The sequence below is a fragment of the Acetobacter papayae JCM 25143 genome, from assembly GCF_000613285.1.
GTDB lineage: Bacteria > Pseudomonadota > Alphaproteobacteria > Acetobacterales > Acetobacteraceae > Acetobacter > Acetobacter papayae.
This window is the reverse complement of sequence record NZ_BAIN01000059.1, coordinates 1-13605: the sequence shown is the minus strand read 5'-3', so window position 1 is coordinate 13605 and position 13605 is coordinate 1. Positions and strand designations below refer to the sequence as shown.

At 60.2% G+C, this 13605-nt stretch carries 13 protein-coding genes, 1 tRNA gene and 2 pseudogenes; 9 read left to right on the top strand and 7 right to left on the bottom strand.

Features of this window, described 5'->3' with window-relative positions; all coding sequences use genetic code 11:
- The 4 genes and pseudogenes from JCM25143_RS25435 to JCM25143_RS11915 form a co-directional block, all read left to right on the top strand.
- Nucleotides 1-622, top strand: a pseudogene (locus tag JCM25143_RS25435) (FUSC family protein); the annotation flags it as partial.
- Nucleotides 607-1011: a hypothetical protein gene (locus JCM25143_RS25430; protein WP_408735038.1), complete on the top strand. Its 405-nt coding sequence runs from the start codon at nucleotides 607-609 to the stop codon at nucleotides 1009-1011. The pseudogene JCM25143_RS25435 and the gene JCM25143_RS25430, both read left to right, overlap by 16 nt.
- Nucleotides 1008-1736 (top strand): FUSC family protein, encoded by a 729-nt coding sequence (locus tag JCM25143_RS25425; protein WP_408735037.1) that lies wholly within the window; start codon nucleotides 1008-1010, stop codon nucleotides 1734-1736. The genes JCM25143_RS25430 and JCM25143_RS25425 overlap by 4 nt, the downstream gene beginning before the upstream one ends.
- Nucleotides 1733-3349 (top strand): TolC family protein, encoded by a 1617-nt coding sequence (locus JCM25143_RS11915; protein ID WP_025861341.1) that lies wholly within the window; start codon nucleotides 1733-1735, stop codon nucleotides 3347-3349. The genes JCM25143_RS25425 and JCM25143_RS11915 overlap by 4 nt, the downstream gene beginning before the upstream one ends.
- A 131-nt stretch (nucleotides 3350-3480) precedes the next feature.
- On the opposite strand, the gene JCM25143_RS11910 is transcribed toward JCM25143_RS11915, so the two are convergent.
- Both JCM25143_RS11910 and JCM25143_RS19210 read right to left on the bottom strand, forming a co-directional pair.
- Nucleotides 3481-3557, bottom strand: a tRNA-Arg gene (locus JCM25143_RS11910).
- Nucleotides 3558-3657: 100 nt separating this feature from the next.
- Entirely contained in the window at nucleotides 3658-4254 is a 597-nt protein-coding gene (locus JCM25143_RS19210; protein WP_025861340.1) for a hypothetical protein, read from the bottom strand.
- Between the two features lie 143 nt (nucleotides 4255-4397).
- Here JCM25143_RS19210 and guaA point away from each other — a divergent pair, with 143 nt between their 5' ends.
- Entirely contained in the window at nucleotides 4398-5999 is a 1602-nt protein-coding gene (guaA, locus tag JCM25143_RS11900) for a glutamine-hydrolyzing GMP synthase (protein ID WP_025861339.1), read from the top strand.
- A gap of 72 nt (nucleotides 6000-6071) precedes the next feature.
- Here the strand turns inward: guaA and JCM25143_RS11895 are convergent, their stop codons facing one another.
- Nucleotides 6072-6626, bottom strand: coding sequence for a flavodoxin domain-containing protein (locus JCM25143_RS11895; RefSeq protein ID WP_025861337.1), 555 nt, complete (start codon nucleotides 6624-6626; stop codon nucleotides 6072-6074).
- Nucleotides 6627-6815: 189 nt separating this feature from the next.
- Here JCM25143_RS11895 and JCM25143_RS19205 point away from each other — a divergent pair.
- Both JCM25143_RS19205 and JCM25143_RS11885 read left to right on the top strand, forming a co-directional pair.
- Nucleotides 6816-7132, top strand: a pseudogene (locus JCM25143_RS19205) (winged helix-turn-helix transcriptional regulator).
- A gap of 79 nt (nucleotides 7133-7211) precedes the next feature.
- Nucleotides 7212-7982, top strand: a complete 771-nt coding sequence (locus JCM25143_RS11885) for a glycosyltransferase family 25 protein (protein ID WP_025861336.1) — start codon at nucleotides 7212-7214, stop codon at nucleotides 7980-7982.
- A 67-nt stretch (nucleotides 7983-8049) separates the two neighbouring features.
- Here the strand turns inward: JCM25143_RS11885 and JCM25143_RS19200 are convergent, their stop codons facing one another.
- From JCM25143_RS19200 to JCM25143_RS11875, 3 genes are all read right to left on the bottom strand, one after another.
- Nucleotides 8050-9294, bottom strand: a complete 1245-nt coding sequence (locus JCM25143_RS19200) for an L-lactate permease (RefSeq protein WP_267879957.1) — start codon at nucleotides 9292-9294, stop codon at nucleotides 8050-8052.
- Nucleotides 9204-9641 (bottom strand): L-lactate permease, encoded by a 438-nt coding sequence (locus JCM25143_RS24840; RefSeq protein ID WP_267879956.1) that lies wholly within the window; start codon nucleotides 9639-9641, stop codon nucleotides 9204-9206. The genes JCM25143_RS19200 and JCM25143_RS24840 overlap by 91 nt, the downstream gene beginning before the upstream one ends.
- A 128-nt stretch (nucleotides 9642-9769) precedes the next feature.
- Nucleotides 9770-11152 (bottom strand): lytic transglycosylase domain-containing protein, encoded by a 1383-nt coding sequence (locus tag JCM25143_RS11875; protein WP_025861335.1) that lies wholly within the window; start codon nucleotides 11150-11152, stop codon nucleotides 9770-9772.
- 85 nt (nucleotides 11153-11237) lie between these two features.
- Between JCM25143_RS11875 and JCM25143_RS22405 the strand changes: the two genes are divergently transcribed.
- The gene (locus JCM25143_RS22405; protein WP_159101642.1) at nucleotides 11238-11375 is read left to right on the top strand and encodes a hypothetical protein; all 138 of its coding nucleotides are present in this window, start codon (nucleotides 11238-11240) and stop codon (nucleotides 11373-11375) included.
- A 93-nt stretch (nucleotides 11376-11468) separates the two neighbouring features.
- The gene (locus tag JCM25143_RS19195; RefSeq protein WP_051543298.1) at nucleotides 11469-12242 is read left to right on the top strand and encodes a phosphoribosyltransferase; all 774 of its coding nucleotides are present in this window, start codon (nucleotides 11469-11471) and stop codon (nucleotides 12240-12242) included.
- A gap of 71 nt (nucleotides 12243-12313) precedes the next feature.
- Here the strand turns inward: JCM25143_RS19195 and JCM25143_RS11865 are convergent, their stop codons facing one another.
- Complete coding sequence (locus JCM25143_RS11865; RefSeq protein WP_051543302.1) at nucleotides 12314-13348, bottom strand: transporter; 1035 nt, start codon at nucleotides 13346-13348, stop codon at nucleotides 12314-12316.
- Between the last annotated feature and the right edge of the window lie 257 nt (nucleotides 13349-13605).

Below are 13605 nucleotides of genomic sequence, written 5' to 3'. Positions count from 1 at the left end.
GGGGCTGATCCGTGACCCTGCCCCCGGCAGGCTCAGCTACGCCCTGCGCATAGCCGCCGGGTGCACCGCCACCGTACTGGTGGGCGAAATCTGGCAGGTGCCCGACCTTGGCGTGCCGGCACTGGTTGCACTGGCACTATGGCAGAAAGACCGCGTGACCAATGTTGTGGCGGGTGTGGCGCTGAACCTGCTTGTTGTTGTGCTGCTGGCTGCCATTTACGCCGTAGTGCGCCTGACACTGGACCACACCGTAATATTCGTGGCGTATATCACGGTACTGAGTTTCTGCTTTTTCTTTCTGGGATCAGCCAGCAAGCTCAAGCCTGTCGCCTATATGCTGGGGCTTATCATCATTTATGGTCTGGTGGCGGTGGAAGAAGTCCCTATTGGGGAAATCATAACCCGCGCGCTGCTGTATACAGACCTGTTCCTGCTGGTGCCGGGGGCGGTCATGGTTGTGCTGGGCCTGCTGATCTGCCCCTCGCCCCGGCAGGTCGCGGCTGAAGGCATTGCCGCGCGCTTCGCACCAGCGCCATGCTGCTACGGGGCGCCAGCCCGAAGGAACAGACCCACGCCGCCCTGCTACTACGCGCCGGGGGAGCCGAAATGCTCAAGGCGCTGACCATGGCCAAGCTGGAATATCTGTGGAAACCATCAGACCTCGCCTGCCTGCATCAGGCGGCGAATTCTTCCGTAACCCTGCTTGCTCTGGCGCACGCGGCACAGGCAGAAGGGGCCACCGCCCCCCAGAGCCTGATAACAACCCTTGAAGACATGGCGGATATTTTTTCACACGCCCGCTATCCGGTTGATATCACGGCACCAAATATTCCAGTCGGGCAGCCTGCCCTGCAGGCCATTGCCACGCTGCTGACGGTCTTTACCGTGCCGGAAGCCAAACCTGCCCCGGACAAAACCGAGAAAAAGAAAAAGGACGGTTTTTTCACCGCCGATGCCTTCACTAACCCCGAGCATGTGCGCTTTGCGGTCAAAGGCACGGCAGGGTCATGATCAGTTATGTATTTTTCCGCTCCATTAACTGGCCGGGCATTCATACCTGCATCATCACCTGCTTTATCGTAGCCCTGCCCACCACGGGCGAGATGGTCTCAAAACTGACACTGCGTATCGTCGGGGCGTGTATCGGCGGGGCCATTGGTATTCTTTCGATCATTTTCATATTGCCGCACATGCAGGGCATTACCGCTTTTCTTATTCTGGTCGCCGTTGTTTCCCTTCTGGCCGCGTGGATCAAAACGGCTGATGAACGCATTGCCTATTCGGGCTTTCAGATCGGCCTTGCCTTTTACCTGAGCGACCTAAGCGGCTTTGGCCCCACAACCGACATGACAACCGCGCGGGATCGTATAGTTGGCATTCTGGTGGGCAATTTCATAACCTATGCCGTGTTTACAACATTCTGGCCCACCAGCGCCTATGCTGGCATAGCTCCCTGCCTTAAGGCCGTTACCACCCAGCTTGAAAAACTGCGCCGGGCGGTGGGGCCGCAGGCCCGGGCCAATGTCATGGCCAGCCTGCAATCCGCCCTTTCAGAAGGCGAACGTCAGGTTGAATACGCCCTCGCGGAACCGCTTCACATGCGACGGAGCATGAAAAACCTTGATGCCCTGCAAAGCGCCTTTACCGATGCCGAACAGATTGGCACCGATATTCTCGAAGGCACGCCCCCCGATCCGGTACACCGTATTGCCGCACTGGAAAAACTGACATCATGAGGATCCGCCCCACCCTGCCGCTCATGGCGGTTCTGGCCTCAGTTCTTGCTGGCTGCGCCACATCGGAACTCGCAACCGCACCAACCGCCCCCAACCAGCCATGGCAGCCCGACACCAAAGCCGATGGCAGTGTCGTGGCCGCTCATGCAGGCGGCAAAAAAGGTCTGGCCCTCCCGCCGGGTTACACCCTGCCCTCAGACCCGCATGTGGTGACACTGGGCGAATCTCCCCTGCTGCCACCACAGGGCGGCCACCCCTACACGCTGGCAGAACTGATCGACACGGCACAGTCCTCCAACCCGCAAACCCGTGTGGCGTGGAATACGGCGCGCGATGCCGCACTGGCGGTAGGGATTATCAAAAGCACCTACCTGCCCACCCTCACCGCAACCGTAGTGGGCGGTATCTCCCACAGTGATGGGCAGACCAACAACGCAGCGCTGGATATCAATAACGCCTATTCGCTAAACGCGGATGGCACGCCCCAGCACCACAACACCAATACGGGCGAGGTTCAGACACTGGGCCTGCGGTGGCTGCTGTTCGATTTTGGTCGCCGCGAAGCCCTTGTCCGCAGCGTGCGCGAGCTCCAGCTTGCAACAAACGTGCTGTTTACCGCCACACATCAGAAAATCATCTACGCGGTTACAATCGCGTTCTATACCCATGCCGCTGCTGCAAACCGTGTTGTGCTGCTCCGCACCTCTCTGGACAACGCCAAGCGGATACAGGCGGCATCCGAAGCCCGGCTGAAACAGGGGCAAGGCACGATTGTTGATGTCACACAGGCCCAGCAGGCCACGGCTCAGGTCAACCTGCGTCTGGTGCAGGCCGAAGGGCAGGAGCAGAACACCTATATGGCCCTGCTGAGCGAGACCGGGGCTTCCACCTCATCGCAAATCAAGCTTGAGGACGTATCGGGCCGCCCGTTAACCATGGAAGACGTGCGCTTTAGCGATGAAATGGTCAAACAGGCCGTAGCCCGCAGGCCCGATGTACTGGCCGCCTATGCTGCGGCGCGCTCAGCGCGCAACCGCATTACCGCCGCGCGTGACGCCTTCCTGCCCAGCATTTTCATGACCGGCAACGTCTCCTACGCCACGGGCAGCATGAACCTGACCTCCATGCCCAGTGCTGGCAGTGATTCCACCTCCACCCTCAATCTGTCCGGCAACCGCTTCAGCACCCTGCTGCTGGGGGGCATCAGCGTACCAATCTTTGATGGCGGCATGCGGGCCGCCGCCGTCAAACGTGCGCAGGATCAGTCCGACAGTGCGGAAGCCACGTTGCGGCAGACCGTCAATGACTCCATCAAGCAGATTGTCATGGCTGAAAACGCGCTGCACACCAGCCTGAGCGCCTATACGGCCTCCACCAGACTATCCGTTGCCTCGCATACCGGTTTTGATGCAGCCCTTGCCGCTTACCGGAACGGGGTGGGCTCAATCACACAGACAGAACTGGCGGGGAATGGCCTGTCAGATGCGGATATCAGCCGCTCGGATGCGTATTACGCCTCGCTGATGGCCGCAGCCGGTCTGGCCTTTGCCACCGGCGCATTAGGCGATGCTCAAAGCATGGGCGAACCGCAGCAGGAAATTGAACCGCCCTGAGGCAGATACCCCGCGCACTGACTGAGCCGGTGCCAATAATGGCATCGAGCTCAGAACGAGCAAAAGCTTTCGCCAGATAAAAGCATTTTCTGCTTACCCGGAAAAAGCGCTCAATTTTTCAAGAAAAATTGTGGTGCACCCGAAGAGACTCGAACTCCTAACCCCCAGATTCGTAGTCTGGTGCTCTATCCAGTTGAGCTACGGGTGCACTGTGAGGCGGGTTTTAGCGGAGCCTGACCGACCCGACAAGCCCGAAAATGCAGTTTTTTCATTTTTTTTACACAAGCCTGAAAAAACCGCGCTTTTCTCTACTTTTCCGGCCTTTTCAATGTGATATGCGCCCGGCAGTCCGAAGCGCCATACACGCCTTCGAACGTATCCCCCACGGGATGGGCCTCAAACACCAGCACTACGGGGTGGTTCTTGTTGTCCTGCAAAACAAGCTGGGCATGATAATGCTGCTTCTGCTTGTCCGGCACGCCGCGCAGAACCAGCGTGCCTGTCTGTGGGGCAAACAGCATATGCTTGGGCATGATCTGCATCAGCGATTCTTCCGCGGTTGGGCAGTTGCTGCCCTTGTCGCGCACCAGCATGCCCACCCAGTCTCCATAGGGGTCTTCCGCGGCACTGGCTGCATGGGCGGCAGGGGTAAGCGCCGGTGCGCCAGCCGCTGCACAGCCCCCCAGAACAACCGCAAGCCCCACCATGGGGGCGCAGGCCTTGCGCGAAACACGGCGCAACACCCGTGCGCGAAGGAAAGAACGAAGCATGACAATACCCTTCAGACCAGAAAACAGGACAGCAGCCCGCACCCGACTGTGCGGCCCTTCGGTGTTGCGGGCAAGCCATGGCCACAGCCCTGTCCGGCCCGCTGGTGGTTTTTGTGGGTGACGCACGGATGCCATGGCTTTATACCCGGCCCTGTCAAAGCGAAGTAACCCGTAAACCCGCCATGGCTGGTTGATGCCCGCGAACCACCCTTGTAGATGAAGCAGGGTAACCCGGTTCCGTACCGTCACCCAAGCCGCCTGGAAAGACAAGCAAGCCCATGTCCGCTGCCCCCACCGCGCCTGTTTCCTCTGTCACACTGGATGAGACCCTGCATCAGGATCGTATTCTGATCCTGGATTTTGGCAGCCAGGTGACACAGCTGATTGCCCGCCGTGTGCGCGAGAGCGGGGTGTATTGCGAAATCTGGCCTTTCACCACCGACCCGGCACGCATCAAGGCCTTCGCGCCGCGCGGCATCATTCTTTCCGGTGGCCCGGCAAGCGTGAACGGCCCGGATGCACCGCGCATTCCTGAAATCGTGTTCGACATGGCTGTGCCTGTTCTGGGCATCTGCTACGGGCAGCAGGCCCTGTGCAAGCAACTCGGCGGGGAAGTGGAAAGCGGCGACCACCGTGAGTTCGGCCGCGCTTTTGTCGATATCGTCGAAGACTGTGCGCTGTTCCGTGGCGCATGGGCGCGTGGTGGCCGCGAGCAGGTATGGATGAGCCATGGCGACCGCGTAACCGCGCTGCCGCCGGGCTTCCGCACTGTGGCTATCAGCGAAGGCGCACCCTTTGCCGTGATCGCGGATGAAGGGCGCAGGCTGTATGGCGTGCAGTTCCACCCCGAGGTGGTACACACCCCCCATGGCGCGGCCCTGCTGCGCAACTTCACGCATAATGTTGCGGGCTGCTCGGGCACATGGACCATGGCTGGTTTCCGTGAAATGGAAATCGCGCGGATTCGCGAACAGGTCGGCACCGGCCATGTCATCTGCGGTCTGTCCGGCGGGGTGGATTCCTCCGTGGCGGCCGTGCTGATCCATGAAGCCATTGGTGATCAGCTTACCTGCATTTTCGTGGATCATGGCATGCTCCGCGCGGGCGAGGCCGAAGAGGTTGTGAGCACCTTTCAGGGCCAGTTCAACATCCGCCTTATCCACCGCGATGCCTCCGACCTCTTCCTGTCAGCGCTCGATGGCGTGACCGACCCCGAAATCAAGCGCAAGACCATCGGCCGCCTGTTTGTCGAAGTATTTGAGGAAGAAGCCACCAAGCTCGGTGGTGCGCAATTCCTTGCACAGGGCACGCTTTACCCCGACGTGATCGAGAGCGTCAGCTTTACCGGCGGGCCGTCGGTCACCATCAAGTCGCACCACAATGTGGGCGGGTTGCCTGAGCGTATGAACATGAAGCTGGTGGAACCCCTGCGCGAACTGTTCAAGGACGAAGTGCGCGACCTCGGGCGTGAGCTGGGTATTCCCGAAAACATCGTCGGGCGTCATCCCTTCCCGGGGCCGGGCCTGTCCATCCGTATTCCCGGCGCGCTCACACGCGAGAAACTGGACCTGCTGCGCAAGGTGGACACCGTTTTTCTGGAAGAAATCCGGGCCGCTGGCCTGTACGATGCCATCTGGCAGGCTTTCGCCGTGCTGCTGCCTGTCCGCACCGTAGGCGTGATGGGCGATGGCCGCACCTACGATCAGGCCTGCGCACTACGCGCCGTTACCAGCACGGATGGCATGACCGCGGATGTCTACCCCTTCGACATGGGCTTCCTGACCCGCGTGGCCGGGCGGATCGTCAACGAAGTGCGCGGCATCAACCGCGTAACGTATGACATCACCTCCAAACCCCCCGGCACCATTGAGTGGGAATAACATCCCGCTCCTGACCCCGGTCTGACAGGCCGGGCGCGGCATACTCGCCGCGCCCGGCTTTTTTTTTATGCTTCAGCCGTGCAGGCGGGTAGCGATTTCCGCCACGCGCTTGGCGTACAGCCGAACCGTTTCCACATCGCCTGCGGGAATTTCATCCACGCTCGCATCCGCCGGGCTCTGCACAAGAGCACCAACAGACCCGCCAAGGTTGTTAACGTCAGAACGGGTAGCGGCTTTGGTATTGGCCGGAGCAAGCCCGAGGCTGACCCAGATACCACCCTGCTGGGATGCCAGCGTTTGCAGGAAAATAAGGGTAACCTGCTTGTCGCCATTCAGGCTGGCGCTGTTGGTAAAGCCGCCGAACACCTTGTCCTGCCATGCACGGGCAAACCATTTCTTGGATGTGGCATCGGCAAATTTCTTAAACTGCCATGGCACGGAGCCCATATAGGTCGGCGCACCGAAAATAATGGCATCCGCCGCATCCAGCGTGGCCCATCCGGCTTCTGGCACGTTGCCTTCCGCATCGACCTCAACCAGTTCGGCCCCTGCGGCCTGTGCTGCCGCAACCGCGATCTGTTTTGTGTGGCCGTAGCCTGAAAAATAAACAATGACCGTTTTAGCCATGATCGTTCCTGCCTCTGTTAGACGTATCGACGGATACGCGGCCCGCATGGTATATTTTTGAAACCAACCCAACAAGAAGTTACCTCGCGGTAACCATGCCGAAAGAAAAACAGCGTGTCCGCCAGCACCAGCTCCGCCACCCAAACTGCTGATGATTACAATGTCTGTGCAAAAAACTGCCCGGCCAGAATGGTGTTTGAACGGCTGGCAGACAAATGGACACTGCTGATCATACGGGTTTTGTGCCAGGGGCCATGCCGGTTCAATCAGTTGCGCCGTGAAATCGAAGGAATTTCGCAAAAAGCGCTCAGCCAGACCCTGCGCAAGCTGGAGCGTGACGGCTGGTAAGCCGCACGGCTTTTCCCACTGTGCCTGTCACAGTGGAATACGCCCTGACCCCGCTGGGCGAGACGCTCTCAAACCGGATAGCCCCCCTGCTGTGCTGGGCGGAAGATCAGATCCAGCATGTGCTCGAAGCCCAGCGCCAATACGACAGCCGCCAGTAGAAAGCCTGTGCATTGCCCGCCTGCATCAGATAAAAATAACCTTCAAAACCGGATGGTTCCGTCTTTTCTGGGGTGATGCGTGTCGTTCCTTCGCAGTTTTGTCATCAATCTTGAGCACGATCACACGCGGCGCGCCCATATGCAGGCGCAGCTTGAGGCACTCGGCATGCAGGCGGAGTTTGTGCCCGCTGTTAATGGCCGTGCACTCTGCACGGCTGATTACGCGCTATACGACCGCCAGAAAGCCCTGCGTATCTACGGCGTTGAAATGATGGATACCGAAATCGGGTGCTATCTGAGCCACTACCGCCTTTACGAACGCATGGTGCGCGAGGCCATACCGGTTGCCCTGATCATGGAGGACGATATTGAAATCAGTCCGGCATTTCCGGCCATTATCAACGAACTGATTGCCGATCCAGCCCCCCCATGGCTGGCGGTACGCTTCGAATCCCTGCGCGGTCGCGTGCGTGAGGCAAAGACGACCAAATTCAAAGGCGAATGTGTAAAACAGCTCCATAATGCAGGGCTTTATCGCCTGCATACGCATGTGCTGGGTTTTGGCGCCTACCTGATCCGCCGGGAAGGGGCTGAGCATATGCTCCGCTATGGGCAGCGCATTTTCATGCCCATAGACCAGACCATGGACCGGTATTGGGAAAACGGCATTACGCCTTATATTGTCAGGCCTTTACCGGTGCATCAGAGGCAGGATTTTGAATCCCGTATAGGGGCCCGCCCCCCCAGCCGCCATGTGGGGCAGCCGCTACGGGTGCAGATAGCCAGAAGAGCGCAAAGACTATCCGACGGGCTACACAAGCGACTGCACGCCCTACGCAACCGGGACTGAAACCAACCCGACCCGCTGATGGGCATGATGAAAACCACCCTGTCCACCAGCCTGTTTTTAATGCCCGCTACCGCAGCACAAACTGCTGGAACACCACCACAACGCCGATACTGAATGTCAGCACCAGACTGTGGCGGAAAGTACGGGCCAGAACCACACCTTCCTGCCCTTTGAGAGAAGTTACCGCAACGCCGGTGGTAATGTTCTGGGGCGAGATCATCTTGCCCATGACACCGCCAGATGAGTTGGCCGAGGCGAACAGAACCGGGTCGAGCGAAAGCTGGTGTGCTGCCGCCACCTGAAGGTTGCCAAACAGCGCATTGCCCGAAGTATCGCTACCGGTCAGGAATACCGCAATCCAGCCAAGGAACACCGACACCAGCGGGAACACCATGCCCACGGAGGAAATGCCATAGCCCAGAGTATAGGTCATGCCGGAATAGTTCATGAGATAGGCAAGGCCGATCGTCAACGCCACGGTTACCACGGCAAGCCAGCCCTGACGCAGCGTTGTCAGAAACGCCGCACCAAACTGCGCGAGTGTCGTGCGCGTAAGCAGGGCTGTGATCAGTGTCGCCACCAGAATGGCCGTGCCCGTGCCCAGTGGCTCGAACTTCCATACCGCCGCATAAGGTGTGTTGTAGAGCGAGATATAAACCGCCTTATCCAGCCCCGGCCAGTGAATGGGGGTGGCACCAATATGCGCGACATGCAGCGCATCCCACGCGATTACCACCACAATAACCGTCACCCACGGAATCCAGCCCTGCCACAGCGGCACTGCGGCTGCCGTACTCTCGGTCTGCTCCAGAGCCGTCAGGTCGATCGCATGAGCGGCATCAGGCTCGGGCTGCCAGAGTTTCAGGAACACGATAGTCGCCACCAGCGACACGCTGGAAGACAGCACGTTGCTCAGGCTGTACAGCCCAGCCCCCGAAACCAGCAGCAGGGTGAGGGCAAAACTGCCACCCGCCACCAGCAGCACCGGCCATGTCTGCCGGATGGAGCGCCAGCCGCCATACAGGGCCATAACGTAAAAAGGTATCAGACAGGCAAAGGGCGTTAGCTGGCGGCCGATTGTCGCCCCCAGCACATCTGTCGGCAGGCCGGTAATGGAGCCCAGCACCGTTACGGGAATACCCAGCCCTCCGAACGCCACGGGCGCTGAATTGAAAATCAGCACATAGGTCAGGGCATCAAGGGCGGGAAAGCCGAGCATGATCAGCAAGGCGCTGGTAATGGCCACCGGCGTGCCAAACCCGGCCACACCTTCAAGCGCTGCACTGAAGCAGAAGCCCAGCACCACCAGCATGATACGCCGGTCATTGGCACATGGCGCAAAATCCAGCCCCGAAAAGCGTCGAACCGGCCATTCTTCATAGCCACGTTGAACAGAAGCAGCGCAGAAAGTGCGATCCACATAACCGGCAGCAGCGAAAACACGACACCGTTGCTGATGCTGGCGGCCGCAAGCCTAACAGGCAGCCCCCATACGCCAACGGCCATGGCCAGCCCGACAATCAGCCCTCCCAGCGTGGCCTGCCACGCCGGACGACGCAGCACCCCCATGACAAACAGGGTTACGAGAATAGGAGAAGCAGCCAGCAGGAAAGAAAAAAGGAGGCTATGCCCGACAGGCACCAGAGGCTGAATGAACATGCTTTCATCCCGAACACTATGCCCACCGCAGCTGATGCGCATTAATGGAATGCTAAAAAGCCTACCGTGCGGATTGTGCAAGAAAAAATAGCGTTATAACACCCAAGCCCCGTTACGGCCTCAATGCCTCAGGATCTGGAGCCGGGCGAAATTACGACACAGCCGCTCAGCTTGCGGCAGGCATCCTGTGCCTGACCATGCGACAGGTTAACCAGCCGGGCGCGATAAAGCTTGCCACCACGGCCGGGAACCGGTGCCACCTGCGGGCGGGCCTGCGCAAGCAGCACCTGTGCCCGCTGGCGGGCCTGCCCCGTAGCCTGCTGCGCCAATGCCGCGCTACCAAACGCCCCAACCTGAATGGCCCAATTATGCAGCCCGCTCTCACGGGCCTGCCGCGTCATGAGCGGTACGGGCTCAGCCTGCGCTGCGGGAAACAGCCCGAAATGCACCCCATGCGTCCCCGAGCCGGAGCCGGACGATGTGCCCGCACGCGTATCCGGTGCGGCCACCGGGCTGGTATCGACCGCGGCATCATCCTGCGGGGCAGCCTGTTCCGCCGCACTGTCAGCACCCGAAAGCTGCGCCACCTGCACGGGAGCAGAAGCGGCATCCTGCGCAGGAGCCGCTGCCCCGCTCTGGGATGAAGCCATACGGCTTGCCCATGCAGCGCGCACCGCCGCCGCACTATCGGAAGCGGCACTGCTACTGGCAGCGGTATCGGGGGACGCCGTATCGTTACCGATCACGTCTGCCACCTGCACGGGCTGTTCCACCGCACCTTTATGGCTCCATGCAGTCTGCACGGCGCTGATTTCATGCGCACTCGCCGGCCCCGCCGCCCGGGCGGCGGCACGGGCCATGGGGTCGTGGCTGGCAACCAGCAGATCCGCCTGTGAGCGGTTGCTGGGCGACACCCCCACAATACGCCGCCCGATGGAAGCAACGTAATTGCGTGTCTCACGCGGCAGGGTGCGGTTGCGGGTCAGAAAATCCTCCAGCCGCCCCGGGCCGGCATTATAGGCTGCAAGAAACCCCGGAGAGCCGTAAACATCATAAAGCTGACGGATATACGCCGTGCCCGCCATGATGTTGTCATGCGGTTCGTAGGCGTCATCTCCCAGACTATAGGTGGCACGCATTTCATCATATGTGGGGGGCATAAGCTGCATCAGCCCCATGGCACCGGGGCCGGATGTAACAAGCTGGCCGTTATGGAACAGCCGCCCGCCCGATTCCTGCACGATCACGGCGCGTACCCATGGCTCTGGCACGTCAAATCTCTGCGAAGCCTCATGCACGTAAGGCCCCCATGGGTCTTCCGGCGGGCCGGGTGGCGTATAATAGGCGCGGGCATGGGCGCGGTAACGGGCGGCTTCCTCCTCCACCGGCATGGATACGGTCTCACCCGGATGACCCGCACAGGCCGCCAGTACGGACAAAAGACCCAGCGCCATGAACGCACGCGCGAGTTTGCCGCCCACAGAGCGTTCAGCCCCGTGTGGCGTGTCCATTTTCCGCTCTTCCCGCACCTGCCTGCGGCACTGGCTGGCTGCCATGCTGCTTGATCCACCCTTCGCATGAAACTGGCCGGGCCCTATGACTGAATGGCCCACCAGCAACCGTGTGCATGACACGCCGGACACCCACCCGACCGGGCCGGTCATACCCGACTGGCACTATACCCCGCCCCGGACAGGCGCAAGAAAAGCCGCACGCCCTGCGGCTACAGCATGATTTTGGTCTTTGCATGGCAGAGCGGGTCATCCACGCCTTCCTTTTCATTTCGATATAGTTACGTTCTTGCCCGCACCGAGTGATCCTGTTCTTATGGACCATCGTCCAGACTCATCCGCACCAAGAGAAAAGACCCGCCATGACCGGAAAACTGCATTATCAGAACCGTGGCTCCTACGGCGACAGGATCATTCCCGCCGCCGACATGCCCGCTTTGCCGCCCCCGCCCTATCAGAACAGCTTTCCCGTAAAACTACCCGATGGAGACTGGCTGAACTGCCTTTTCTCGCTCTGCCGGATGATTTCAGCACCGCCATTGCGTATCTGTGCATCACGGAAAACTCGTTCGATCTGGAAGACAGGCTCAGCACCGCCATGGCCGATCTGGCGCGCCCGCTGGCCCCCGATATTGTGGTGGGCATGCCAACGCTGGGTATGGTGCTGGCGGCCTCCGTGGCCAAAAAGCTGGGCCACCCGCACTATGTGCCGCTCTCTTACTCGCGCAAATTCTGGTTCGAGGATGAGCTATCCACCCCGGTTGTTTCCATTACCAGCCCGCTCAAACCCAAGACGGTTTTTATAGACCCGCGCATGCTCTCCCGGCTGGAAGGCAAACGCATCCTTTTGGTGGAAGACGTGATTTCGACCGGCGGCACGGTGCTGGCCGAGCTTGAGCTGATGAAAAAACTGGGCGGCAATGTTGTAGGCGTCATTACCGCCATCAAGGAAACCAATGTGTGGCAGAAAACGCTGGGCGATGCCTCGGCGGATTACCCGGCACTGGTGCATGCTCCTGTCAGCTGCCCGCTCTTTCGCAAGGTACCAGGCGGCTGGGCACCGGACATGGCCACCATGCCAACAGAATAGCGGCTACAGTATGGGGAGCGTTCGCGCACCCCATACCCCCACGCTCCTGAACGGGTGTCGAGAAAACCGCCCTAGAGCAGCTTGGTCATTTTCAGAACCAGCCATGTGCCCAGCATGATCAGAAAACACAGCCCACCGGCATCGATCGTGCCCCAGTTGCCCGAGGTCAGGAACATGCCACCCGTGTTCATGCCGAAAAAGCCGGTTACAAATGTTGCCGGCAGCATCAGTGTTGTGCCAACGGACACGATATACAGACGCCGGTTGGTTTCTTCCGCCTGATTGGATGTGAGTTCATCCTGCAAGGAGCGCGCGCGGTCCTGCAAGGCCAGAAGGTCATCCAGCGCTGCGTGAACCTGCCGCTGCGAACGATCGCTCAGATCATCCTCGGCCCATTCAGGCAGTTCCAGTTCCTCATCACGAAACAGGCGATCTACCGGAGCCAGCACGCGACGCAGTTCGGTAGAGCGGCGGCGCACGATACCCAGCAGGCTGCTGACCCGGCCCAGATCCGTATCGCGTGAGATATCGAGCAGCACATCTTCAGTGCGGTCAAGCAGGTCATCCAGCCGGGCGAAGTCGCGCCGTAGGGTATCGGCAAATTCGAGCAGCGCGCGGTCCACCACCTTGGCGGGCGAACGCGGAACAAGCCCGCGCTGGAGTTCATGATACACCACCCCCAGAGCCGGAATCGGGTGGCGGCGGGTTGTCAGCAGCAGATCGGGCTCCAGCACAAAGCGCCATGTGCTGACATTACGTTCATCATCGGTGGAGGTATCGTCAAACGCGGGGAGTGCACCAAACACAATATCCCCATCACTATCCAGCCGGGTGCTGCGCTCCACATTGGTTAGCACCTGCCGCACATCTTCTGGCAGGGAGGGAATATTTTCGATCTGGGTGCGAGAGAGCGTATGCACGATATCGAAGTGGAACCACGCCCAGCCCCCTTCCCCGTCAAATTCGGGGGGGAAGGCACCTGTCATCAGACGGTGGTGCACCACCTCGCGGTCCAGTTCTACGGGTTCATGCCCAAAACGGCAGAAAATGCCCCAGACCAGCCCATCGCGCGGCGAAATACCGGCCTCGCCCTGCTCAAGCAGCATCGACCCGCCGGGCAGAGATGCCCGAGCGGGAAAATCCGTGGCCGCGCCACCAGCGGAACCGGGAGGATGAGGAGATTCCAACCATCACGACACTCCCGCCTGCACCCTTACGGCCTGCGCCACGCCGCTCTGGCGTGGCCATTCATGGATATATCCTTACCATGCTGCCGAAAGGCGCGCAAAAGCCCCGCCGCCCATGGCAGCGGCGGCCATTAGCGCCAGTTGGGGCCAGAACGCACCGGGGTCAGGCCCGACAG

Bases quoted from the DNA above. Each gene is read 5' to 3' on its own strand.
- JCM25143_RS11895 (WP_025861337.1), bottom strand. From the start codon at position 6,626: ATGGCTAAAACGGTCATTGTTTATTTTTCAGGCTACGGCCACACAAAA.
- JCM25143_RS25425 (WP_408735037.1), top strand. From the start codon at position 1,008: ATGATCAGTTATGTATTTTTCCGCTCCATTAACTGGCCGGGCATTCAT.
- JCM25143_RS19200 (WP_267879957.1), bottom strand. From the start codon at position 9,294: ATGCTGGTGGTGCTGGGCTTCTGCTTCAGTGCAGCGCTTGAAGGTGTG.
- JCM25143_RS19195 (WP_051543298.1), top strand. From the start codon at position 11,469: ATGGACCATCGTCCAGACTCATCCGCACCAAGAGAAAAGACCCGCCAT.
- JCM25143_RS24840 (WP_267879956.1), bottom strand. From the start codon at position 9,641: ATGTTCATTCAGCCTCTGGTGCCTGTCGGGCATAGCCTCCTTTTTTCT.
- JCM25143_RS22405 (WP_159101642.1), top strand. From the start codon at position 11,238: ATGACTGAATGGCCCACCAGCAACCGTGTGCATGACACGCCGGACACC.
- JCM25143_RS11915 (WP_025861341.1), top strand. From the start codon at position 1,733: ATGAGGATCCGCCCCACCCTGCCGCTCATGGCGGTTCTGGCCTCAGTT.
- JCM25143_RS11865 (WP_051543302.1), bottom strand. From the start codon at position 13,348: ATGCTGCTTGAGCAGGGCGAGGCCGGTATTTCGCCGCGCGATGGGCTG.
- JCM25143_RS19210 (WP_025861340.1), bottom strand. From the start codon at position 4,254: ATGGCATCCGTGCGTCACCCACAAAAACCACCAGCGGGCCGGACAGGG.
- guaA (WP_025861339.1), top strand. From the start codon at position 4,398: ATGTCCGCTGCCCCCACCGCGCCTGTTTCCTCTGTCACACTGGATGAG.
- JCM25143_RS11875 (WP_025861335.1), bottom strand. From the start codon at position 11,152: ATGGACACGCCACACGGGGCTGAACGCTCTGTGGGCGGCAAACTCGCG.
- JCM25143_RS25430 (WP_408735038.1), top strand. From the start codon at position 607: ATGCTCAAGGCGCTGACCATGGCCAAGCTGGAATATCTGTGGAAACCA.